This window comes from Chryseobacterium hilariae (assembly GCF_051400735.1).
Taxonomy (GTDB): domain Bacteria; phylum Bacteroidota; class Bacteroidia; order Flavobacteriales; family Weeksellaceae; genus Chryseobacterium.
In genome coordinates, this window is the sequence record NZ_JBLFFJ010000005.1 from 143,551 (window position 1) to 167,992 (window position 24,442).

General features: G+C 38.5%; 20 protein-coding genes. 13 read left to right on the plus strand and 7 right to left on the minus strand.

The genetic code is table 11. From position 1 onward, the window contains the following. Positions 1-66: 66 nt before the first annotated feature. From bamJ to ACMGDK_RS15540, 5 genes are all read left to right on the plus strand, one after another. Positions 67-501 carry a BamJ family beta-barrel-assembly machinery protein gene (gene bamJ, locus ACMGDK_RS15520; protein WP_436808780.1) on the plus strand — a complete coding sequence of 145 codons (435 nt, stop codon included), beginning with the start codon at positions 67-69 and terminating at the stop codon, positions 499-501. 243 nt (positions 502-744) lie between these two features. Further along, positions 745-1,695 carry a hypothetical protein gene (locus ACMGDK_RS15525; protein WP_436808781.1) on the plus strand — a complete coding sequence of 317 codons (951 nt, stop codon included), beginning with the start codon at positions 745-747 and terminating at the stop codon, positions 1,693-1,695. Between the two features lie 66 nt (positions 1,696-1,761). After that, the gene (locus ACMGDK_RS15530) at positions 1,762-2,172 is read left to right on the plus strand and encodes an Rrf2 family transcriptional regulator (protein WP_436808782.1); all 411 of its coding nucleotides are present in this window, start codon (positions 1,762-1,764) and stop codon (positions 2,170-2,172) included. Positions 2,173-2,233: 61 nt separating this feature from the next. Continuing rightward, positions 2,234-2,887, plus strand: a complete 654-nt coding sequence (locus tag ACMGDK_RS15535; protein WP_436808783.1) for an NAD(P)-dependent oxidoreductase — start codon at positions 2,234-2,236, stop codon at positions 2,885-2,887. Between the two features lie 19 nt (positions 2,888-2,906). After that, positions 2,907-4,082 carry a MoaF-related domain-containing protein gene (locus ACMGDK_RS15540; protein WP_436808784.1) on the plus strand — a complete coding sequence of 392 codons (1,176 nt, stop codon included), beginning with the start codon at positions 2,907-2,909 and terminating at the stop codon, positions 4,080-4,082. Positions 4,083-4,399: 317 nt separating this feature from the next. Here ACMGDK_RS15540 and ACMGDK_RS15545 read toward each other — a convergent pair whose 3' ends face one another. Next, positions 4,400-5,428, minus strand: a complete 1,029-nt coding sequence (locus ACMGDK_RS15545) for a M23 family metallopeptidase (RefSeq protein ID WP_436808785.1) — start codon at positions 5,426-5,428, stop codon at positions 4,400-4,402. A gap of 226 nt (positions 5,429-5,654) precedes the next feature. Between ACMGDK_RS15545 and ACMGDK_RS15550 the strand changes: the two genes are divergently transcribed. Continuing rightward, positions 5,655-6,695: an NAD(P)H-dependent glycerol-3-phosphate dehydrogenase gene (locus tag ACMGDK_RS15550; RefSeq protein ID WP_436808786.1), complete on the plus strand. Its 1,041-nt coding sequence runs from the start codon at positions 5,655-5,657 to the stop codon at positions 6,693-6,695. Positions 6,696-6,788: 93 nt separating this feature from the next. Here ACMGDK_RS15550 and ACMGDK_RS15555 read toward each other — a convergent pair whose 3' ends face one another. From ACMGDK_RS15555 to ACMGDK_RS15565, 3 genes are all read right to left on the minus strand, one after another. After that, the gene (locus ACMGDK_RS15555; protein ID WP_436808787.1) at positions 6,789-9,074 is read right to left on the minus strand and encodes a S9 family peptidase; all 2,286 of its coding nucleotides are present in this window, start codon (positions 9,072-9,074) and stop codon (positions 6,789-6,791) included. Positions 9,075-9,203: 129 nt separating this feature from the next. Then, entirely contained in the window at positions 9,204-10,079 is an 876-nt protein-coding gene (locus ACMGDK_RS15560; protein WP_436808788.1) for an AraC family transcriptional regulator, read from the minus strand. A gap of 325 nt (positions 10,080-10,404) precedes the next feature. Next, positions 10,405-11,802 (minus strand): aminopeptidase P family protein, encoded by a 1,398-nt coding sequence (locus ACMGDK_RS15565; protein WP_436808789.1) that lies wholly within the window; start codon positions 11,800-11,802, stop codon positions 10,405-10,407. Positions 11,803-12,060: 258 nt separating this feature from the next. Here ACMGDK_RS15565 and mqo point away from each other — a divergent pair, with 258 nt between their 5' ends. The 3 genes from mqo to ACMGDK_RS15580 all read left to right on the plus strand — a co-directional run bounded on the left by mqo (position 12,061) and on the right by ACMGDK_RS15580 (position 14,922). Continuing rightward, positions 12,061-13,566 (plus strand): malate dehydrogenase (quinone), encoded by a 1,506-nt coding sequence (mqo, locus tag ACMGDK_RS15570; RefSeq protein ID WP_436808790.1) that lies wholly within the window; start codon positions 12,061-12,063, stop codon positions 13,564-13,566. Positions 13,567-13,644: 78 nt separating this feature from the next. Then, entirely contained in the window at positions 13,645-14,046 is a 402-nt protein-coding gene (locus ACMGDK_RS15575; protein ID WP_436808791.1) for a hypothetical protein, read from the plus strand. 9 nt (positions 14,047-14,055) lie between these two features. Then, complete coding sequence (locus ACMGDK_RS15580; RefSeq protein WP_436808792.1) at positions 14,056-14,922, plus strand: AadS family aminoglycoside 6-adenylyltransferase; 867 nt, start codon at positions 14,056-14,058, stop codon at positions 14,920-14,922. 2 nt (positions 14,923-14,924) lie between these two features. Here ACMGDK_RS15580 and ACMGDK_RS15585 read toward each other — a convergent pair whose 3' ends face one another. Then, positions 14,925-16,508 (minus strand): GMC family oxidoreductase N-terminal domain-containing protein, encoded by a 1,584-nt coding sequence (locus tag ACMGDK_RS15585; protein WP_436808793.1) that lies wholly within the window; start codon positions 16,506-16,508, stop codon positions 14,925-14,927. Between the two features lie 194 nt (positions 16,509-16,702). Between ACMGDK_RS15585 and ACMGDK_RS15590 the strand changes: the two genes are divergently transcribed. From ACMGDK_RS15590 to ACMGDK_RS15605, 4 genes are all read left to right on the plus strand, one after another. Continuing rightward, complete coding sequence (locus ACMGDK_RS15590; RefSeq protein ID WP_436808794.1) at positions 16,703-17,263, plus strand: DUF1684 domain-containing protein; 561 nt, start codon at positions 16,703-16,705, stop codon at positions 17,261-17,263. Between the two features lie 5 nt (positions 17,264-17,268). Then, positions 17,269-17,742 (plus strand): GNAT family N-acetyltransferase, encoded by a 474-nt coding sequence (locus ACMGDK_RS15595; RefSeq protein WP_436808795.1) that lies wholly within the window; start codon positions 17,269-17,271, stop codon positions 17,740-17,742. A 73-nt stretch (positions 17,743-17,815) separates the two neighbouring features. Further along, positions 17,816-18,625 (plus strand): glucose 1-dehydrogenase, encoded by an 810-nt coding sequence (locus ACMGDK_RS15600; RefSeq protein ID WP_436808796.1) that lies wholly within the window; start codon positions 17,816-17,818, stop codon positions 18,623-18,625. Between the two features lie 182 nt (positions 18,626-18,807). Further along, positions 18,808-21,465: an MGH1-like glycoside hydrolase domain-containing protein gene (locus tag ACMGDK_RS15605; RefSeq protein ID WP_436808797.1), complete on the plus strand. Its 2,658-nt coding sequence runs from the start codon at positions 18,808-18,810 to the stop codon at positions 21,463-21,465. A gap of 32 nt (positions 21,466-21,497) precedes the next feature. Here ACMGDK_RS15605 and recO read toward each other — a convergent pair whose 3' ends face one another. Further along, positions 21,498-22,184, minus strand: coding sequence for a DNA repair protein RecO (gene recO / locus ACMGDK_RS15610; protein ID WP_436808798.1), 687 nt, complete (start codon positions 22,182-22,184; stop codon positions 21,498-21,500). Further along, the gene (gene porZ, locus ACMGDK_RS15615; RefSeq protein ID WP_436808799.1) at positions 22,184-24,442 is read right to left on the minus strand and encodes a type IX secretion system anionic LPS delivery protein PorZ; all 2,259 of its coding nucleotides are present in this window, start codon (positions 24,440-24,442) and stop codon (positions 22,184-22,186) included. The genes recO and porZ overlap by 1 nt, the downstream gene beginning before the upstream one ends.

A 24,442-nucleotide genomic window follows, 5' to 3' on the forward strand; every position in this document is an offset into this window, starting at 1 on the left:
AGGGAATTAGAATCTTCCATCTTTCGATCTTCACAAAAACTCCTATCTTTGTAAAAAATATCAACAATGGGAGTAGCAGATATGTTATTTAAAAAGAAAAAAGAACTTGCCGAGAAGAATCTTAATGACGGTAAAGAGTATATGGAAGAATACGGTAAGAGAGAAAGTGTTGTACAGTTGCCGAGCGGTTTGCAGTATGAGATCATTACCGAGGGAAGCGGAGCAAAGCCAGGACCTAAATCCACAGTAAAGTGCCATTACCACGGAACTACTATTTCCGGTAAAGTTTTCGACAGCTCCGTAAAAAGAGGAACTCCTGCATCTTTCCCTTTAAATAAAGTGATCAAAGGATGGACGGAAGCCCTTCAGTTAATGCCTGTTGGAAGTAAATGGAGATTAATCCTTCCTCCGCATTTAGCGTACGGAGATCAGCAGATCAGTAAAGAGATCGGTCCGAATTCTACACTGGTTTTCGAAGTGGAATTACTGGATATAAAATAATCCTGCTTAAAAATAGCTTAAAAAATTACCTGAATTCAGGTAATTTTTTTTATTTGTATTATATTCGTGTAGATCAATTTAACAAAAGAAAGATTGTTGTAATTTTTTAAGGTTTCAGGGAATCCCGGAAAATGGTGTACAAAATATGCAGTTTTAAATTTTATCGGAGATAAATCTTTGCGCCATTAATCTTACGCCTTGCGGTTCCCAACAATATTACACAAAGCAAAAAATATAAGCTGAATGAAAAAACTCTTTTACTTTTTGGCAGTATTCAGTCTGTTAACTTCCTGTGTCTCCAAAAAAAATCAGGTGATTAAACAAAATATCCTTACCCTGAAGGACAGTTATTGTAAAGCACCTTTTAAATACAATTACACCAACAGAATTCCATCCTATAATTCGGATTCTATTCTGGCAGCCAATAAAGAACTGCAGGGAAAATTTTCAGATCAGAGCATCCTTATTCTGAATGCGTTGGATAATCTGGATGAAGTTCATGAAATTATTGATCTTAAAAAAGACTCATCCATTGCTTCCCAGGTTAAAGTACTGCAGCTTAAAACGAAGATCAACAGCAAGATCACAATTGCCTTAACAGAACTGGATGCTGTTGCAGCAGAATTTGACTGCGAGGGAGAAAGAGTGGCACAAATTGGAAATTATGTAGACAACCTGAACGATTCCAAAAATAATAAGCTGATTCTACTTTCCATTGTAACCGGGGCAGCTGCATCTGTCGCGGGAGGAATCATCAGTGATGGAGGCTGGAGCAATGCTGTTGACATCAGTGGGGGAGTTCTTGGAGCAGGTTTCGGGCTTGCCACCCTTAATCCAAGAGGCAGAAAAGTAGAATTTATCCATCAAAGAAACCTGTTGAGAGACATCTGGAGAGAAAAGCTGGAATCTCCGAATTTTCCGCCATTCATCTGGTATATGTATACAGAGAAAAAGTTTTCCAATAAAGAAGAGCATTCCATTATCAGCAACATGAAAGAAAGATGGCTTCATTACCAGTTTGATGATGTTAAAAAAGCCGCTGATCAGTCCGTTATTTTCAGCGATGGAGGATTTTACAGGGCAGATGATCTTCATAACCGTGCTGCCATGCTGAATCAGATGCAGTCCGCAACAAGGACTATTAACCAGAATATCAATTACCTGCTGCTGGATCTGGATAAATTGATCCTTTAAGAAAAATTTAACTGTAATAAAATTTGTTACATTTAAAAATTTGTTTACCTTTGTTCTGTAATTACAATGAACAATACAAGATTTGCTACGGCAATACATATTATGACCTTATTGGCAAAAAGTCCTCAGGAGTGGCTCACTTCTGAATGGATTGCCGGCAGCATCAATATCAACCCGGCCATTGTCAGAAAAGAGATAAGCGTATTGAGAGAAGCAGGCCTGATTGCCAGCAGACAGGGAAAAGACGGGGGAAGCCAGCTTGCCAAAAATGCAGAACAGATCAATATCTCGGAGATTTACAGAGCTGTGAAGAATACAGAGGTTCTAGGCAAGAAAAATCAGAATCCCAATCCTGCATGCAGTGTTGGTAAAGAGATCAATATCCATTTGAATACCTTATTTGAAGAAACAGATCTGCTGGTTACTCAGTTTTTAGGGGATAAGTCCCTGAAAGAATTTTCGGAGCAGTTCGAATAAAATTTTTTTAACCCAAAATGTAACAAGTTTTATTACAATTTAATTTTTAAAATAAAATATTATGAAAAAAGTATCAGTAATCGGTGCGACCGGTTTTGTAGGGAAAAAAGTAGTTAATGAATTAGTGGAAAGAGGATATGCTGTAGAAGCTTTGGTAAGAGATGCCTCTAAAGTAGAATCACAAGAAAATGTAACAGCAAAAAGTGTTGACGTAAACAATACAGGAGAACTTGCAGAAGCTTTAAAAGGAAGTGATGCCGTGATTAGTGCATTCAATGCAGGATGGACGAATCCCAATCTTTACAATGATTTTCTGAACGGTTCTATCAATATTGAAAAAGCAGTAGAGGAATCGGGTGTAAAAAGACTTATCGTGGTTGGTGGAGCCGGAAGCCTTTACACTCCGGATAACGTACAGATTGTAGATACTCCGGATTTCCCTGAAGCTTACAAACCGGGAGCAACGGCAGCAAGGGATTATTTAAACAAGATCAAAGAAAACAATACACTGGATTGGACTTTTTTCAGCCCTGCCATTGAAATGAATCAGGCTAATGTAGGAGAGAGAACAGGAAAGTACAGAACTTCTTTAGAAACTCCTGTTTTTGATGAAAACGGAAGAAGCCGTCTTTCTGTAGAAGATGTAGCAGCAGTTTTAGTAGATGAGCTGGAACAGAACAACCATATCCGTGAGCGTTTTACAGCAGCTTATTAATCCTTTAAAAAAATAGACAATGTTAAAAAAGAAATTATTATCACTGCTGGCTCTGCTGGGATTTGTAAGCATTATGTCCGCAGGGAATTTAAAGATTAAAGTTTATAATCCCGGTCCCAAGGCTATTTTCCCTATTACGTCCACCATTATTTATGGAGATAAAGACGCTGTACTTATTGATGCCCAGTTTCAGAAACAGTATGCAGAACAATTGGTTAAAGAAATAAAAGCAACAGGAAAAAATCTTAAAACAGTTTTTATTTCCCACAGCGACCCTGATTTTTATTTTGGGCTGGATGTTATCAAAAAAGCATTTCCCAATGCAAAAATCATTTCAACAGCACAGACTGCCTACCTGATATCCGCTTCAAAAGACGATAAAATGGCCGTATGGAAGCCGCAGCTGAAAGAAGATACTCCCTCAGAGATTATTATTCCCTCAGCCGCCAATGCTATTCCGGATCTGGAAGGAAATAAAATTGAAATAAAACAGAATGCTGAAGATCCTGCTCACAGTTTTGTATGGATTCCATCTTTAAAAACAGTGGCCGGCGGTATTTCCGTTTCCGTAGATTCCCATATCTGGATGGCAGACACCCAGAATATCAAAGCAATTGATCAGTGGATAGGACAGATTGATGCCATGAAAGCATTAAAACCTGAACAGGTAATTCCTTCCCATTTTGCAAAGCTTTCGCTGTCACCACAATCTCTGGATTTCGTTAAAAACTATCTGGAAAACTATAAAAAAGCAGTCACAGAAAATAAAACATCTGTTGCTGTTGTAGATTTTATGGTTAAAAAATACCCTGATCTTCATGGAAAGGATGAGCTGGGAATGGGAGCAAAAGTTTTTTTTGGCGAGATGGACTGGGATCTGAGATCGCCTTATCCGGCCATAGGAAACAAAGTAGAAGCCGATTTCGGAACACTTAAATTCATTCTGGATTTTAAAGATAACAAAGAAATGTCCTTTACAGGAGTTTCAGGAATTGGGAAAGGCAATACAGATACCGTACAGTACACTGCTGTAGAAGTGGCAAAAAATATATTTATGGTATACTGGCACGAACCTAAATTAGGCTCTAATGTTACCCATGTTCAGGATTACAATAAGAATATAATCTACACCAATATTGCAGAGCCGAACGGATCGTTCACTCACCTGAAAGGAACCCTTAAAATTCTGAAATAATAAATAAAAAGCTGCCGTCATCAGATGGTAGTTTTTTTGATATCAGAAAGTTGATATTAGGAAGAGAGATGTTATTGAACTAAAACCAGACTTGCAGGACTGTTTTATTAATTTTCATACTAATCGAGAAAAATAGATCCTTGTCAAGGCTTTAAACCATGACAAAGGTATGAACTTCCAGCCACTGATATAATCTTCTTAACCCGAATTCATGTGAGTTTAATCTTAATAGTTCAAAAAGATTTTAAATCTGTTTAAATTCTTATCCGATTAATAATTGAGCATAAAAAATGGCTGTCTACCTGACAGCCCTTTTTTTATAAATTCATAAACAGTTTCGGATTCACCGGTGTGTTGTTTTTGTGTACTTCGTAATGAAGATGCGGCCCTGTAGAACGCCCGGAATTCCCGGATTTGGCAATAACCTGTCCTACCTTTACCTTGTCATTGACTTTTGAAACCAACTGTGATAAGTGGCCGTAAAGCGTAGCCAGTCCGTTTCCATGAGATACAATAACACAGTTTCCATAGCCTCCTTTCTGACCAGAGAAAATAACGGTTCCTGCAGCAGCAGCTCTCACGTCTGAACCATAAGCGACTGCAATGTCCAGCCCTTTGTGAAACTGCATCTGATCTGCTTCAGCAGGTGGATTGTTCTTTTCCATTGGGGCTTTCGTTGAGGTATTGCCGGCAACAGCTTTTGTTGATGCAGCAGTTGGAGATGGTGCCGGAGCAGCAGGTGCCGCTTTTGGAGTCACCATTACTTTTACTTCTCTTTTATTACCGTAGCTGTCCGTTAATTCAATGATTTTTTCAACGGGTTCAGCTTTTACTTCTGGTTTTGGTGCAGCGGCAGCCATTGGTTTGGATTCTGCAGCACTAGGCTTTACAGAGGCAAATACGGTTTTAAAAGGAATTGGATTTTTTCTGATACCGAAATTAGAGGAGATGTATCCGTCGGTAGGCATTCCCAGAGGAACTTCCATCAGCTTTTTTTGAAGATTCATTAAATACTGGCTGTAGCGGTTGGCCTGCTTTGCCAGATATACAGAATTCGAGATACTGTCTTTACTCAGGATCATCACCTTTTCGTTGGCGATGTCTTTGGATCTCAGGAATGAATTAAGTTCGGCTACGGTCTGATCTACCAAAGTAAGATCTGTTTTCATCTTTAAATAATCTACACTGTCTTTTTCAGTGTTTATTTTGACAAGGTTCACTTCATACTTCTTGTCATCCTTCTCAGAAAATAACCTGGCAATAAAGATCGCCTGTGCAAAAACTACTAGTAAAAGTCCTCCGAGGAGAACATTCACGTTCTTCTTGCTGTTTAGAAATTTCTTCATATTTCTTCTCTTAGTATATTACAAAACAGTTTTAAGCATGCAAATTTAATTAAAAATACTCTTTTAGGGATATTTTTAAAGAAAACTTAGTTTTTTCTGTATTTAACGTCTAATTAGATATTTAATTGTGTTTGGGTGTTAATTTTTTCAGAAAATGGTTTATATCATAGCTCCAAAGTCTGCGTTCCGTCTTTGTTTTAATATATTTGCAGTTCACATTCCAATTATGGCTAAAAAGAAAATAATTTCAGAATCTTCTAATCCAAAAAAGAATAAGAAAGACATTTCTGTAGGAGTAGTAGGCAGCGGAAGTTTTGCAACCGCTATCGTAAAAATGCTTGTTGAAAACTGTAAAACGGTACACTGGTGCGTAAGAAGTGAATTCGTAAAAGGAGCTATTGAGCTCCGCGGACACAACCCTTCCTATCTTACAGCAGTTAATTTTAATCTTAAAAGTCTGAAACTTACAACAGATATCAACGAGCTGGTGAGTGCCTGCGATGTGATCGTATTGGCAACACCTTCCATCTACCTGTCGGATACCATGGATAAAATGACCTGTGAATATGGTGATAAGATCTTTGTTTCCGCCATTAAAGGAATTATTCCTAAAGTAAATGATGTGGTAGCCCATTATTTAAGAGATGAATTTAAGATCGGTTTCAGAAATCAGGCTGTTATTGCAGGACCATGCCACGCAGAAGAAGTCGCTATGGAAAGACTTTCTTATCTTACCGTTGCTGCCGTGGAGGATGAAACGGCCGACAAGCTGGAAGGAATTTTCAGTTCAGATTTTATCAAAGTACATTCCAGTAAAGATATCTTAGGAAATGAGTATAGTGCCATCCTTAAAAATATTTTTGCGATTGGTGCGGGTATAGCAAGCGGACTGGGTTATGGAGATAATTTCACTGCTGTTTTCGTATCCAATGCGATCCGTGAAATGGAAATCTTCCTGGAAGCCGTATATGAGGCCCCAAGAGACGTTAACGAAAGTGCTTACCTGGGTGACCTTCTGGTAACAGCATACTCTCTGTTCTCAAGAAACCGGAGTTTAGGAAATCTTATCGGAAAAGGATACACTGTGAAATCAGCAATCCAGTCTATGAACATGGTGGCAGAAGGATATTATGCAGCAGATTCCATCTATAAAACAGCTAAGCAGAAACATCTGAAACTGCCAATCATTGATACAGTTTACGCAATCCTTTATGAAGGAAAAAATGCAGAAAAACAGTTTAAAAAATTAACAGCAAAATTGAATTAAGCTAATGGTTTAATACAGCTTAAAAAATAATGAACCGTCATTTGCTCTTTGAGTGTAATGACGGTTTTTTGTTAGATTGTAGATATGATGAGTCTACTTCGTTGTATTGGGTTTGGGAGGTTCGACATTAAGTAAATGCTTTACAAAAAAATCCTTCTTCCGTCTGCGCCCATAAACACCTCCATCACTGTGACCCATTCCCGGGATGCTTAAGATATCGAAATTTTTATTGGCTTTGATTAATGCATCTGCAAGACGATAAGTGGCTTCCGGAGGTACATTTTCATCTGCTTCCCCAACGATCAGAAATAAGTTACCCTGCAATTTAGCAGCGTTTGTAATATTTGACTGTTCTTCATAATGCTTTGCAACAGGATACCCCATCCATTGCTCGTTCCACCATTGCTTATCAATTCTGTTGTCATGACAGCCGCAGGCAGATACGGCCACTTTATAAAACTCGGGATGGCATAGTAAAGCGCCTGTAGAGCTTTGTCCGCCTGCTGAAGTACCGTAAATCCCGACACGCGTAATATCAGCATTCGGATATTTGAGGGCCATGGCTTTCATCCACAATATACGGTCCGGTAATCCTGCATCTGCTAAATTTTTCCAGCAGATATCATGAAAGGCTTTAGACCGGTTGGCAGTGCCCATACCGTCTATCTGTACGACAATAAAGCCCAGTTCAGCTATGCTTTGCATTTCGCTGGCAGGGAGAAAGCTTTTGGGAACAAAACTATCGTTCGGTCCTGCATAAATATTTTCAATGACAGGATAACTTGTATTGGGATCCATTTTTGATGGGAAACATATGATCCCCCAAATATCCGTGATGCCATCCCGGCCTTTGGCAACAAATACTTCAGGCAATTTTATACCGGTTGCCAGATAAGGCTCTTTCTGCCCATGTTCTATTTCACTTATTTTTGTGGCATTCGCTGTTAATTTTAATTCAGTAACAGGAGGCACATTGACCTGGGAATAAGTGTCGATATAATATTTACGGTCAGGAGAAAAACTGATATTATGGTTTCCTTTTTCTGGAGTAAGATCAATGAGCCCTTTACCATCAAATCCGATCCGGTAATAGTGGATAAAGTAAGGATCTTCACCTACATTCATTCCGCTTGCTCTGAACCAAACCTGTCTTTTTACCACATCCACACTGTCGATATCTCTGACCACCCAATCTCCTTTAGTGAAAAGCGACTGTTTTCCGGTAGCCGTGTCTACAAGATAAAGATGCCTCCATCCATCCTGTTCACTGCTGTATATCATTTCATTGGTTTGGGGCAGATACAGAGTATAGATACGTCTTTCGTACATGAACGTTTTTGTTTTCTCGTCGATAATATTTCTTGTTTTTCCAGTGGCCACATCCACTTCAGTGACCCTGAATCGCTGATGGCCTCTATCCACTTTCTCGTAGCTGTAATATCGGTTGTTTTGCCAGTTCAGTTCTGGGGCATCAAAAAAATCTATCGGATCTGCCTCCACTTTTATTGATGTTTTAGATTCTAGATTAAAAATATAAGGTTGATAAGTGGTAAAATCGTCACCAGGTTGGGCATATTCTCTTGATTTTAACTGGCCGCGGGTAGTTCCCGGAACAGAGCTCAGGACGTAATGTACTTCTTTGATTTTTTTTGGATCCGTTTTGTAAGCAATAATATTTTTGCCGTCAGGTGACCATGCAAAATTACTATAAGGTTGATCGACCGTGCCATCAACACTTAGCTGGATTTCGGATTTATTTTTGATATTGATGACAAACAGATTTCCATCACGGATCAGGATTTCATTTTTACTATCCGGTGACCGTTTTACTTCAATGTTTTTTTGCCAGCGCAATTTACGTTTTTGCAACAGGCCTTTAGGGTCGTAATGATAAATGAGGGTATCTTTTGCGTCTGATATGGCATAATTCTTTAAATTGAACTGATACCAATCATCACGCATTTTAAATGTTGCTGTTTTCTTTTGATCATCAAAAGAGAGTTCAGAAATGTTCAGTTTCTGTGGATTTTGTTTTTGACTTGTATACTTTTCTATATTCTGAGCTAATTTATGATGATCAAATGCGATTTTCCGTTTTCCTGTTCTTGCATCTACATAGTAATATTCCCATGTTTTATTCGGAAGGCTTTTTTTATACCAGAAGCCGCTTCCGTCTTCTTTCCAGGAAGGGACAATGTTGTTATTGGTTGGGATATTGCGGATGATCGTATCCAATTTGTTGGCCGATAGATAGGCAAGCGCTATTTCTGCCGCACTGGGTTTATAAGGCGTTAATGTAGATTGTTGTGCTTTTGTCTGAAAAAAAATTGAAATACAGAAGATCAGTGCTATCGCTTTTTTAGCGGTAGGATAAAACATAGGTTGGTTTTTATTGTAAATATAACCTTGGAATTTTAAAGATTCTTTTTATATATTGACGAATAATACTACTATTTTAACCATAAAGATTAGTTTTACAGGTTGATCAGACTGGTTGGTTTACCCTGCTCACACTGTTGTAGGTAGCAATATAAGACTTTGGAGATTGCCCGATAATACTTTTAAATACCTGTTAAAATTCGTAATACTGCTAAATCCTGCTCTGTAAGCAACTCCTGAAATACAGTCTGCTTTTTCTCCCGCAATAAGACTTTTACACGCAGCATTAATCCTTACTTCATTCAGAAAAGAAATAAACGTATGACCTGTGTGTTTCTTGAAGTATCTGCAAAAAGCCTGCGGAGTCATAAAAGCAGCATTGGCGACATCTTCCAGAGAGATAGGATTGCTATAATTGTCCGTAATGAAATTAATGATTTTGCTCAGTCGCATTCCTTCATTCTCGCTGAAGTTGGATGAATAAAGATCTGAACATAACCGTTCGACATTTTCGTTCAGATGCTGCAAAGTATTAATTAATTTCACAAAACTGACCAGAACATCGATGTCTGTTGCCTTATGAACCGTAAAGATTTGTTTTATGATGTCCTCCGTAAAGCCATACGGAACTTTAAAACCATGTTTGTTTTTTTCTAGAAAAGTTTTCGCCATCTTCATTTCAGGCAGGCCGAACAAAGAAGCCAGAGTACCATTGGGATTGAAGTAAACGGAACAGGCCTTAATCACCTTATCGCTGTTATCGGAAAAATATTCAGCATTACTTTTAAATAAATGGGGAAGCTTGGCACCGATGACAAAGACATCTCCGGAACGGAACGGGCACATATCATTACCGGCAATTAAAGTTCCTTCACCACTTTCCACATAGGTAATTTGCCACTCATCATGTCTGTGGAGATATTGATAAAAATGGGGGAGTTTAATATACTCTGTGATCACGCTTTTATCTTTTGGGACCAGGATGGTAAACGGTAATACTTTCATCGTAATTGGACTTATCAATTACGATTAAAATTAATGATATTACCCCAAATTAGAGTTGTTGTTTGTATAATTAGGTTAAAATATAGCTACATTTTGATAATATTTGAACAATGTAATCTTTTCAGATGAGCCACAAAAATGTTAGCTTATTTACCTGGCCACGGAAACATGTTCGGTTTTAATTTCAAATAATCCCCTCTGTACCGGCTTCTAATTGAGCTTCAATGTTTAAATCAAATGCCTGAAAATCTAATTCATGGTTCGCTGTAAATTTCGTAGTTACGGCAGGGAAAACCCCAGTCCATTGTATACTGTATTCTTATTTTTAATAGGCTTCGCTCCTGATCGATTCGATTTCTTCAGTAGTTAAAGCCAAATGTTTACCCAACATTCTGCTTCCGTTTTCCGTAATCAGAAAATCATCTTCCACCCTGATGCCGCTAAAGTTTCTGAATGTTTCCAGTTTATCATAATTGATGTATTCAGCAAATTGATTAGATGCTTTCCAACGGTCGATAAGTTCCGGAATAATGTAAATACCCGGTTCAACGGTTAGCACATAACCTGCTTCCAGTGCTTTACCCAACCTTAAAGATTTAAGGCCAAACTGAGTAGTGTTTTTAACAAGATCATCAGTATATCCTACGTATTGCTCACCTAAACCTTCCATATCATGAACATCCAGACCCATCATATGGCCTGTACCGCACTGAAAAAACATAGCGTGGGCACCAGCCTGTACAGCATCTTCTATATTACCCTTCATCAGGCCGATATCTTTTAAGCCCTGTGCCAGTATTTTGCAAGAAGCCAAATGAACATCCAGATACCTGACACCAGGTGCCAAAAGACCTTTTGCATGATGATAGGCACTGAGTACGATATCATAAACATCCTTTTGCTCCGCACTGAATGTTTTCCCTACAGGGAAAGTTCGGGTAAGATCTCCGGCATATCCTAAAGCAGTTTCCACTCCGGAATCGTTTAAGACTAATTGACCCTCCCTAAGCTGATTGCCGTAATAATGATTATGCAGGATTTCACCCTGAACAGTTAAGATTACGGGATAAGCCAGATTACCTCCTGAAGCCAATGCTTCGCCTTGTATTTTTGCGGCAAGTTCACGCTCATACATTCCTGGTTTTGCCTGTTGCATTACCATTAGATGAATGTCAGCTGATACCGATGCTGCACGGTCCAGCTCTGCAATTTCTTCAGCCGATTTTATTGAACGCTGTGCAACAACAGCTTTTATGAAACTTAATGACGAACGTTCTTTCAACTGATCCATAGGAATATCAAACCAATTGGCGAGTTTAATTTTATTTTCCGGACGGTAAGGTGGTAAAAAATGAACGGTACGGTTTTTCTCCTGGTATTTTTTGAGGTAAATATCGAGCTGATCCAGCGGAAGAATATTTGATAAGCCGGAATCTGCACTTTTTTCGGCTAACGTTTTTTGCCTGCCCATCCACACAATATCATCAATACTCATTTCATTTCCGAAAAGAATGGTTTTATCCTCATCCAGATCGATAATGGCTGCCAGTGAAGGTTCGCTAATTCCAAAATAATACAGAAAGGTACTGTCCTGTCTGAAGTGATATATATTATCTTTAAAGTTCATCGGGCTGTCTTCATTACCTAAAAAGAGCAATATCCCGGAATTTAATTTCGATTTTAACGCAGAACGTCGTTGAACGTACACTTTCTTTTCAAACATGTTATTAAATATTAAAACAAATATCTCAAAAAGCGTTCATGAACTGATATTTGCAAATTATAAGCTAAAATATAAAAGTTATAATAAATAATGAAGAGATAATCTGATTACTTATTTCGATAGTACAATATTGACAGTTTCCCTAGAATTTTTTGCCTGTTAGAAAACTATTTAAGCACAAAAATTAACGTGTTAAAATCGTTAAACCCATCCTTATTTATAAAACTTTTCCCGAAATTTGATGTAAATTTTAGAATTATGCCACACTCGCTTACAAGCAGAACACCGAAACCAAAATATGACGTTGTACTGATAGGCGGCGGAATTATGAGCGCCACTTTAGCAACACTGCTTCACGAATTTGATCCCAATCTGGAAATTGCCATATTTGAGAGGCTTGGAAGGTTTGCGAAAGAAAGTACTGCAGCTTGGAATAATGCTGGTACAGGGCATTCCGCATTTTGTGAACTTAATTATACTCCTGAAAAACCAGACGGAACTGTCGATATTACCAAGGCAGAAAGTATTGCAGAGCAATTTGAAATGTCAAAACAGTTCTGGGCATATCTGGTTACCAAAGGATATGTTCAGGATCCTAAAGATTTTATCAATTCATGTCCTCATATGAGTCTGGTATTCGGCGAAAAAGATGCTGAATATCTGAGAAAACGCCACGAAAAAATGTCCGGATCCGTACTGTTTTCCGGTATGGAATATTCTACGGATCATGAACAGCTCAGAGAATGGCTTCCCTTGGTGATGAGCAAAAGAAATCAGTCTGAAATAATGGCTGCTACCAAAATGGATATGGGAACAGACGTTAACTTCGGAACATTAACCAGAAAAATGGGAAGGCATTTGCTGGAAGATTCCAATGTTGAGGTATTCCTGTATCACGAGGTAAAAGACGTTGATCCAAGAGAAGACGGAAAGTGGGAAATGAAGGTGAAAGACAGGATCCACAGTCATAAACAAGAAGTAGTTGCTGATTTTGTATTTATTGGTGCCGGTGGATATGCGCTTCCGCTTCTGGACAGTTCGGATATCAAAGAAAGCGAAGGGTACGGAGGTTTCCCTGTTTCCGGACAGTGGCTGGTAAGTCATAATCAGGAACTGGTTGAAAAGCATCATGCAAAAGTATATACTCAGGCGACTGTAGATGCTCCGCCTATGTCAGTTCCTCACCTGGATCTTAGAATTATTGATGGTAAAAAAGCACTTCTTTTCGGTCCTTTTGCCGGATTTTCGACAAAATTCCTGAAAGAGGGAAGTTATCTGGATCTCCCTGAAAGTGTTAATACGAAAAATTTAAGATCATTATTTGGTGCCTGGTGGCATAATCTTCCTCTGACTAAATATCTTATTCAGCAGGTGGCGATGACGAAATCACAAAGAATGCAGCACCTGAGAGAATTCATCAAAGATGCCAAAGAAGAAGATTGGGAACTGAAAGTAGCCGGGCAGAGGGTACAGATCATTAAAAAAGACGAAAAAGAAGGCGGAAAGCTGGAATTCGGAACTGAAGTTGTTGTAAATAAAAACGGAACCATTGCTTCATTGCTTGGTGCTTCTCCGGGAGCCTCCACAGCGGTATATGCCATGGTGAATGTTCTCGAAAAATGTTTCCCTGAAAAATTACATGGAGAATGGAAGGATAAATTACTTGAAATGGTTCCTTCATATGGGCAGAAATTAGCCCAAAACCCTGAGCTTACAGAGAAAGTAAGAAATTATACCAAAGAAAAACTGGAATTAGAATATTAAAAAAGTGAATGGTGAATAGTCAATTATGAATTCTAAAAATTGACTATTCATGATTGACAATTGACATTGTTATAAAAGGTGGAAGAAGTAATTGTAAAACCCATTATTGCCAAAGAACTCCTGGAATCTCTTCAAACCAAAATAGAAGAGGAAAAGCAGGTTATTGTACACTGCTGTTTTCCGGCATCACCGTTTTTGGGCAACCTGATCAGGATCTGGAATTCCACTTATCTTCTTGACAACCAGTCTGACCATAAAAGTAAGCTGATCCATGCTGAGAATATTACGATCTATCCCAACTGGACAGCTGTTCCGTTTATGCGGGATTTCTGGTTTACTTTAGTATTTTCCGGTTTGCCCAGGGACTGTAAAAGTTTCGACCTTAAAGAAGTTATTCCGGAAGAAGGTGGTTTTTTTGTGGAGTCTATTAAAAGAAATTCTCTTGACGTTTACCGTGTGAAAATATCAGAATCCTATTAACAGAAAACCATGAAGGCACGCGAAGAAAAACTGAAGCAGATCATTATTTGGGCAGAAAATAATCCCGACGTCCGTGCTGTACTGCTGACCAGTTCGCTGGTCAATCCCTATGCGCCTGTTGATGATTTCAGTGATCTTGATGTAGAGCTGGTTTTTGAAAACATGAAGGAATACGAGGCTGATAAAAAATGGATTTATCTTTTTGGTGAGCCTATTTCCATGGTGGAAGAAAATGACACCTATTTTGACGGAAAACACGCTATGAAAATGGTACTGTACGCCGATCATGTAAAGGTTGATTTTAAACTTTATCAGAAATCAGAATTTGTAAAAGAGGTTCAGGAGGAAAATCTTCCGGAAGATTGGGATGTAGGCTATAAAGTTCTGGTTGATAAAGACAACCTTACTAAAGATCTGAAGTTGCCGACCTATCAGTCTGCTATGATCCGGAAGCCAACAGAGCAGAGGTTTCAGCAATTAATGAACGATTTCTGGTGGGATACAACTTATGTAGCAAAATGTCTTAAACGTGGTGACTTGTTTTATGCTAAATTCATGTCCGAAAACGTGATCAGGACAGATTATCTTGTTCCTCTCATCGAATGGTATATTGCCAGCTTTCACGACTGGAAAAATATAACGACCAATAAACACGGACGCCTTTTCAGAAAATATCTTTCTGTGGAACTCTGGACACGGGTAGAAGCTACATTTTCAGGCAGCAATATTAATGATAACTGGAATGCCCTGTATGCTGCTGCGGATCTTGTACATGAGCTGGGAACAGCCTTAGCACAGAAACTTGATTTTGAATATCCTCAGAAACATGAACATGATATCAGGAAGTACCTTGATGAGGTGAAATCCATGCCCTGATGTCAGGCAAATTCATTCTGTGTGATCAGGTTTTCCATACAGTACTCTGCAATAGCAGTAATCGTTACAAACGGATTGACACCAATGGTTCCAGGAATCAAAGAACCATCCAGAATATAAAGATTTTCATGATCTTTTAATTTTCCATATTCATTAGTAGCTTTACCCAAAACACAGCCGCCCAATGGGTGATAGCACACATCTGCACCGAAACCATTATTAAATAAGAAATGGCTTCTCGTTCCGCCATTAGCCCTGTTCATTTTTTTAATAAAATAATCAGCATTTTCCCTCATTTTAATCGTATGACTCTGGTCCCAGTCCAAACTGAGGTTTTTCTTTGTGTTGTCATAAGAAACGTTTCCCTTTTTATCCACCCGGTTGATCAGCAGATATAATGCTGTTGCTACGTCCATTCCCATCGGAAGCGGAGCGATTTCTGTAAAAAAAGGATGCTCCTTATCGTCCCAGTTATCTATTCCACCCACAGGAATGGTTGATTGTTTGGAACCTGTTCCGCCTGAAAGTGGTTTTACCCAGTTCCTTCCGGTCATAAAGTTACCGTTGTTTCCCCAGTTTTTTCCAATCTGTTCATGAATCGGGAAACCATTGACTGCATTAGAATGTAACAGGAGTTTTAAAGTACCCATTGTTCCCGCAGCCAGAACCAGCTTCCTGCAGTTGAATACTTTATCAGAAACTACAGCTCCTGAAGTATCGGTTTGCTGAACTTGTAAAGTATAGCTTTTATCATCATTAAGCTTAATATTTTCAACACAGTGAAGGTCCAGAATTTCAAGATTCCCGGTTTCCAGAGCCTTTTTCAAATACGTTTTATCCAGGCTGTTCTTACCATGATTATTTCCGTAAATCACTTCCGTGTTAAAAGCAGAACGGGGAACCTCATTTCTATATTCCTTTTCCATATACTGAAAGTCGTAGACATTCGGAACCCGTATGGTTTTAAAGCCTGCTTTATGGGCTTCTGCTTCACCCACTCTTGTAAATTTATAATAAGGACAATCCTTTAAAAACGGCTCTCCAATAACATTTACCTTCAGTTCTTTGTGTACCAACGGGAAATAGTGATTATAGAACTTTTCAGGATCCAGATCAGGAAATACCTCTTTAAAATAACTTTCTTTCGGAGTAACGGCCATTCCGCCGTTAACCAGAGAGCCGCCGCCAACGCCTCTGCCTACCCAGATATTAATATTTTCAAAATCCATCCTGTCCAGGGTTCCCGTAAAAGGAGTCAGAGAAAAAATATTCATAAATGGTGCAATGGTCTTTTTTTTCAGCCATGCAGCACTTTTCCCTGGTTTCAGCATATTGGAAAAAGGAATTCCCGATTTTTCCCAGTTGAGGCCCATTTCGAGCATAACAACCTTTTTTCCTGCTTCACAGAGGCGAAGGGCAGAAACGGCACCTCCATATCCGCTTCCAATAATAAGTATCGGAGCCTCTATAATCTCTTTTTCCTGTTTCCCTATTCTGGGCTGTACGGCCTGAAACAGATTAGAGTTGAGGAAATAAAAACCTGATACTGCAAGAATGCTTGTTTTGATGAATTTCTTTCTGTCCATGTGCTCTGTATGGTCAAAAAATATGCTAAAGAGAGTGAAGTACAGATTATTTAAAATAGATTGTGGGTTTTTATTACAATTTTAACTTTTCGTAACCCGAAAAATTCATAGTTTTACTCATAATTTTGAAAAGAATCATGAAAAAATATATTTTATTATTTCTGTTTTTTCCGCTTTTTATGTTTTCTCAAAAAATGGTTTCAAAAGAAATCATGGAGATCAGGAAATTTCAGGAAGAGCTCAACACAGAATATCTTGATCCAAAGAAAACGCCTTTGCGTGGAGATAATTTTACCAATTTTAAAGAGCATCCATTCTTTCCGGTGGATTTCAAGTATATTGTTACTGCTAAATTCAGTAAAACAAAAAATGCCAGGCCTTTTGAGCTTCCAACCTCTTCTGGTAAAACCAAGTCTTATAAGGAATATGGAAAAGCGACATTTCAACTGGATGGAAAATCCTATACGCTAACCTTATATCAAAGCCTTGATCTGATTAAGCAGAAAAAATATAAGGACTATTTATTTCTACCCTTCCGGGACGCTACCAACGGAAAAGAAACCTACGGTGGCGGAAAATATATGGATCTGAAGATTCCAAAAGGAAATACCATTATCCTGGATTTCAATCAATCCTATCAGCCTTACTGTGCATACAATGCCTACGATTACAATTGTCCGATTGTTCCGGAGGAAAATAAGCTTCCGGTGGAGATCAGAGCTGGTGTGATGTACCAGGATATTTATCATCATTAAGAAATATGATCAGATTAGCATTTTTTAAAGAATCCGATTTCACGGAACTTAATTACGCTCTGGATGAAAATCAGCTTCAGTATACTTCAACGGTAGAAAAAGCTTTGAATAGGATCAAAGCGAGGAATGATGGTAAAGCGTTTGCCGTTACCATTTTTGAAGATGAAAAGCCTGCAGGTTTTTTTGTCCTGGATTTTGGAGAAGATAAACTGGATCTCACCGACAACGAAAAATCTGTTTTACTGAGATCTTTTTCTATAAATCCTGGCTTACAGGGAAAAGGAATCGGAAAAACAGCGATGCATAAAGCAGGCGGTTTTGTCGAAGAAAATTTTCCGTATTGCAATGAGATTGTTCTTGCTGTTAACCAGAAAAATGTTTCAGCGTATCATACCTACCTGAAAGCAGGTTATCTGTACGACGGTAAAACCAGAATGGGAAGAAGCGGTCCCCAGTACCTGATGTATAAAAAACTTTAAGAAAATTTTAAATTCAAAAATTCCATCCTGCTGAATTGTTTCCATAACTTTGAGTAACATCAAATAATAAAATATGGAAATATCACTTCGTAATCAGGTAGCTGTCGTTACAGGAGCTTCCAGCGGAATAGGTTCAGGAATAGCAAAATCTTTGGCTTCTGCGGGGGCTACAGTAATTGTCAATCATTCTTCAGAAAGATCCTTAGATGAGGCACAGGCTGTCTTAAAAGAAATTACAGATGCAGGCGGAAACGGAATCACTTACCAATGTGATGTCTCCAAAGAAGATCAGGTCATCAAAATGTTTCAGGATACGGTTTCACAATTCGGAACGGTAGACATCCTGATCAATAATGCAGGAATTCAAAAAGACTCGAAATTTACTGAAATGACCCTCGACCAGTGGAATGCTGTGATAGGAGTGAATCTTACCGGACAGTTTCTCTGCGCGCGTGAAGCCATAAAGGAGTTTCTGCGCCGTGGTATAGATCCGTCCCGTTCCATTGCCTGCGGAAAAATCATTCATATAAGTTCAGTTCACGAAATTATCCCTTGGGCAGGCCATGCCAATTATGCAGCGAGTAAAGGAGCTGTCAGGATGCTGATGCAAACTTTGGCACAGGAATATGGAGCTGACAGGATTCGTGTCAATTCCATTTGTCCGGGCGCGATCCAGACACCGATCAATAAAGATGCATGGAGTACTCCGGAAGCTTTGAATTCACTGCTTAATCTTATCCCTTACAACAGAATTGGCCAGCCACAGGATATCGGAAATTTAGCTGCCTTTTTAGCCAGTGATCTCGCAGATTACATCACCGGAACCAGCATTTTTGTAGACGGAGCAATGACCACTTTTGAGAGCTTTTCTACTGGAGGATAGATTTGGGTTGGAGAGTATTAGAGTGGGGATGAGTTATTGCTATTTGAAGATAACAGAGCCTCATATTTTCATAGTCTGATGTCTAACATCTGACATCTGATATCTAAATCTTGACTCTTGATTCTAGGCTCTTGACTCTATTCTTGTTCCATAAACATTTCACATCATACAAAAAACAGCACATGTCCGAAAAACAAAGACTTTCAGATATTTCATGGAAAAAATGGGGACCTTACGTCAGCAATCGCGAGTGGGGTCTGGTTCGTGAAGATTACAGCAAAAATGGAGACGCATGGAATTATACCACTCATGATACGGCTGAATCCAAAAGCTATCGGTGGGGAGAAGAAGGTATTTGTGGAATCTGTGATGATCTTCAGCAGCTGGTTTTTTCCATAGGATTCTGGAATAAGAAAGATAAAATGGTAAAAGAGCGTTTCTTTGGCCTTACCAACGGACAGGGAAACCACGGGGAAGACGTAAAGGAATATTTTTACTATCTGGATTCCACACCCAGCCATTCTTATATGAAAATGCTGTATAAATATCCCCAGAATGCTTTTCCTTACGAAGATCTTTTAAAAACCAACGCAGAAAGAAATAAAAGCGAGCCTGAATATGAACTGATTGATACTGGAATCTTTGATCAGAACGAATACTTCGACCTCTTTATAGAATATGCCAAGGAAAGCGAACATGATATTCTGGTTAAACTTACAATAGTCAACAAATCTCAAAATGAAGCTCCGATTATCATACTGCCTACAGTTTGGTTTAGAAATACATGGAAATGGGGCTACGATAATTATAAGCCACAGCTGGACAGCGTAGATGCACAGCATATTGCCATTAGGCACAAAAACGTTGAAATCAAAAATGTGTATGCCAAACAGTCTCTGAAGACCTTGTTTTGTGATAATGAAACCAATACCGAAAAGCTTTACCAGTCGCCCAACGAAACAAAATACAGCAAAGACGGAATCAATGAATTTGTTATTAACGGAAATTCCCAGTCTGTAAATCCGCAATGCATGGGAACTAAAGCTTCTTTTCTTCTTGATGAGATGCTGCAGGCCGGAGAGTCAAAAATTTTTGAATTCAGAATGACAGATAAGGACTTAAAAGATCCATTTGCTGATTTTAATGATATTTTTGATCTTAGGAAAAAAGAAGCGGATGAATTTTATGCTGAAATTCAGGAAGGTATAGAGTCGGAGGATGAAAAACTTGTACAGCGGCAGGCATTTGCGGGAATGCTCTGGAATAAAATGTTTTACCATTACAATGTCGAAAAATGGCTGAAAGGAGATCCTGCAGAAATGCCGCCACCCAAATCCCGGGAGAAGATTAGAAATTATGACTGGAAGCACCTTAATAATGAGCATATCATTTCTATGCCCGATAAGTGGGAGTATCCGTGGTATGCGACATGGGATCTGGCATTTCACACGATAAGCTTTTCGTTAATTGATCCGGACTTTGCAAAGCATCAGCTGAAACTTTTTCTGTTCGAATGGTATATGCATCCCAACGGGCAGCTTCCTGCTTATGAATGGAATTTCAGTGATGTGAACCCTCCGGTTCATGCATGGGCTGTTTTCAGGGTTTTTAAAATTGATGAATATATCAAAGGAAAACCTGATATTGAATTCCTGGAAAGTGCATTTCAGAAGCTGCTGATGAATTTTACATGGTGGGTCAACAAAAAAGACAATAATGGCAATAATATTTTTGAAGGAGGCTTTTTAGGTCTTGATAATATCGGTGTTTTTGACAGGAATATAACGCTTCCGAACGGTGAACAACTGGAACAGTCAGACGGGACAAGCTGGATGGCCATGTTTGCCTTGAATATGATGAGAATTGCTCTTGAACTGGCTCTTTACAACAAAGTGTATGAGGAAATGGCAATGAAGTTTTTTGAACATTTCCTTTCTATTGCCCATTCGCTGGATAATATGGGGGATGAGAATTTCAGTCTTTGGGATCAGGAAGATGAATTCTTCTACGATGCTCTTTCTTCCAGCGATGGAAATCATATGTATTTAAGATTAAGAACTATTGTGGGACTGATACCTATGTTTGCCGTTGAGGTAATTGATGATGAAATGATCGAAAATCTTCCCAATTTCAAAAAAAGAATGAAGTGGGTTCTTGAAAATAAGCCGGAACTGGCTTCCCTGGTATCAAGATGGGAAGTGAAGGGACAGGATTCCAAGCATCTTCTGTCGCTTCTGCGTGGCCATCGGTTAAAAAGGCTGCTGAAAAGAATGTTGAATCCCGAAGAGTTTTTAAGCGAATATGGAGTGCGGGCATTGTCGAAAGAATATGAACAGAATCCCTATACGTTGAATTTGAACGGAGCAGATTATTGTGTAAAATATACGCCTGCAGAAAGTGACAGCAGTCTTTTTGGTGGAAACAGCAATTGGCGCGGACCGATCTGGTTTCCGATCAATTTCCTGATTATTGAGAGTCTTCAGCGTTTTTTCTTTTATTACAGCCCCGATTTTATGGTGGAATATCCTACCGGAAGCGGAAATTATTCCAACCTGGACCAGATTGCAGATGCTTTAAGTAAAAGGCTGTCTAAAATCTTTTTAATGGATGAAAACGGAAAACGTCCGGTGAACGGCCAGTATGAAAGATTTCAGACTGATCCGGAATTTAAAGACTATATTTTATTCTATGAATATTTCCATGGTGATAATGGAAGAGGAGTAGGAGCTTCCCATCAAACAGGATGGACAGGCCTTATTGCAAAAATTCTGCAGCCAAGATTCTCTAAAAAAGAAATGGCGGAATCTGAAACGGAAATGCCTGAAGAGGCGAAAGGATAATGATTGGCGGTTCGAACTTCCTTACCTTAAGATTATTCAAAAATCTGTTGGATAACCTCTAGTGATGTCGGGATCTTAAAATCTGTAATATGATAATGATAGTAAACGAGAAGACTGTCCAAAAAATCTTTTCTTAATGAAGAGTGTATCTTTGTTGCATAGAGATTTTCTGAGCGGATGGCTGTTTTCCAGATGGCTGATATTTCTTCGGTAAACAGTTGGTGAGAAGGTCTTATAGAGAATGTTCCGGTTTCGGGATCTAAATATTGTCCTTCATTAATCAAAGGAGCAACTCCCTGGATTTTTAATATTGTAATTAAAAAAAGCAGATGACACTGATAGTTTTTGACTGCCAGCTCATTGACAAATTCATGAATACTGAAAAAGAGATTCGGATTTTTATTTTCATGCCTTAAAACCTGATTCAGGAAATCTGAGATAAAGAATATGACTGTATTGGCTTTGATATCCATATACATATCGTGGTTCTTTACCAGCTCAAATCTTGAAACTGAAGGGATTCCATTACCTCTTGCTGGATTAATGGTAAAGCTGAGCATATTCAAAGGCTGAAGCAGGGCTTTCTTTTTATTTCTTTTGGAATAAATTCCCTTTACGAAATAGGTCTGAAAGCCTTCATCTTCCGTAAAACAATGCAGAACTGCATTATTTTCACCGTATTTTATGAATGATAATAAAAATCCGTTTTGTGAATTCATTAATTAACCACAGCTATTTTTGCAGTAGCTTTATCCGAACCGTCTTCATTGGTCATCAGTACAAAATAAATACCTGAAGCTACCCTGTTCCCTTTTTGATTATTAAGATCCCATTCGTAATAACCTCCTCTTGCTACTGCAGAATGTATTACGTTTCCTGCTGCATCTGCAATTCTGATATTCGTTTTTTCTGCAAGCCCTTTAATAGTGACTTTTCCTTTAAAGTTTGAATAAACTACAGGATTAGGATAAACCACTACATTCCCGAAGTTGGCAGTTACATCTGCTACATCTCCCTGATAAGCTACAATACCGTTAAATGTCACAAAATATACTTTTCCTGTTTTTCTGTCTACCTTTATATCGGTAACAGAATTGGTTGGAAGAGGGGAGTTTTCTTTTGTAAAATGTTTTATAGTCTGCTGTCCGTCGGAAGAAAGATAATATACACCACCACCATCTACAGAAATCCATTTATAATCTCCGGCATCTACTTCTATTTGCAATATCTGGCCATCTCTGAAAAGTTCTTCTCCAAGTCCACCCTGTTCTATAATGATAGGTTCCACTTTAGGATCTGCATTTTTTATTTCTACAGCAGCATTAGGCAAAATTCTTAGACCGCTGTCGGTACCTATCCAGGCATCTCCTGACTTACTAAACGCTACAGATAGCGTTCCTTTTGAGTTTCCTGCAAATCCATTGGTATCCTTTAATATATAATCAGTGTCATCTGAAAGATTGGTAGGGTTTTTATAATCGTATACGATGAAATTATTAGTTCTTGGAAGTGGAATCCACAGCATATTTTCATAATATACAGGTGTTTGTATACCATCACTGGATAATCCGAATTTTTTAGTTACAAAATCATCAGCGCTTTTATCATATATACCTATAGAGGGGCTACCAGCATTAAAACCAAAAGAAACAAAAAGATTGTTCTGATCATCAAATGCAAAACCTACAGGACGGTGTGAGTTATCACCGGGTGTGCCGAGATCATAACGTTTTATAAAATCAAAATCTTTATTAGTGGAGTTGTACTTCATTTTATAGACTCCTTGAGAAGAACTCGTATAGTTTGTAAAAAATACTTCATTATTGTCAGCTCTACTCATAACAGCATCCAATACATTAATTACGGATGTAGTTGTTGAAAAAAAGGAAGAGCGAATCCATTCTGTGCCATTAAAATAATAAAATCCTGGATTTTTTGGGTTATATGTTGGGTGATTATATCTGTTCGCTCTGGATCCGGATGATACCAGCATTTGATTATTATCATACAGATTGATCTTGTATGAAGTGTTTGAATATGGACCGGATGGCTTATAGGTCGTACCACTTTCTTCCTTTATCCCGGACAGTATCGTTCCACCGTATACCTTTCCGCTGGCTGTTATGGCTGTATTACATTCTTCTCCCATACTTACAGCGTTTAAAGATACTCCGTTTAGTCCGAATGTATAAATTCTGCTGTCTGTTACTATAATATTGGTTGAGTTGATCACAATATCCTGAATGTTTCCAAAACTTGCCGGAAGTGGAGTGCCTGTACCGTTATTGTAAATAAACGCAGATGTGGCAGATGAAAATATAAGTGAAGATTCTGCATCAATATGTTTATATGATCCCGGTATTTCTGTAGACCAGGTAGAGAATACCGGAAATGTAGTATTCATTTCGTGACTTTTAAGTCCGGTATTGGTTACAGAATATACCTTGTTTCCAAATATGGTGGCTTCGTTGCTGGCCTCGTATACACCACCGGTTACAAAGAATGCAGAATCTCCGAATTCTTTTTTGTTAATGTTAAATATAGAAACTCCATAGCCTACAGATACTACAGCCTGATCCCCGGTAATTGAAATATGATTGATCCTTTTGCTTCCGTTATAGCCGGTTGCAATAGGAATATCAACAATATATTTGATCTCCTGCGGGGTAATCACATCCATAGAACCGTTTGCATATCCTATTACACCTATTTTAGTCTGTGGGTTATAGTCGAAGGCAGATATATTAACGTCATGGAGGCCGTTAGCTTTTGACAGCTTTGTAATCTCTCCGGTTGAAATGGTATAGTAAAATATCCCGTTTTCAGTAGCGGCAATAATCTTTCCATTGTCTTCCTTCATGGCTAAGACATTGTTGTAGGAAAAAAGATCCGTCCATTTTTTTGATGAAATCACCTGCGCATTCATGAATTGCAGGGATGCTAAAATACCAAGAGAGATTAAAGAGAGTTTTTTCAT